Consider the following 339-nt stretch of genomic DNA (forward strand, 5'->3'; position numbering starts at 1 on the left):
TACCCATCGACTTTGATATCACCAGTGGCGCGATCCATGACTGCAAGGCCGCGCCGGAATTGATCGCGAAATTACCAAAGGCGGGTGCCATGATTGCCGACAAAGGCTATGACAGCGAGGCAATCCGAGCACAAATTGCCAGTCAAGGCAGTCGCGCCGTCATCCCGAGAAAGCGTAACTCGATCAAGGGAAACGCTGATCTTGATCGAGGACTGTATCGCTACCGCCATTTGGTTGAAAATGCGTTTGCGCGTTTAAAGCAGTATCGGGCGCTGGCAACCCGGTTTGATAAATTGAAGCGAAATTATGAAAGTGTCGTCGCCATGGCCTGTGCTTTTT

At 51.6% G+C, this 339-nt stretch carries 1 protein-coding gene; it reads left to right on the top strand.

The window, feature by feature from the left end; translation table 11 throughout:
• The coding region (locus H8K38_RS18225; RefSeq protein WP_186886268.1) for a transposase at positions 1-339 on the top strand (339 nt) is incomplete at both ends.

The organism is Undibacterium sp. FT79W, from assembly GCF_014284215.1.
GTDB lineage: Bacteria > Pseudomonadota > Gammaproteobacteria > Burkholderiales > Burkholderiaceae_D > Undibacterium > Undibacterium aquatile.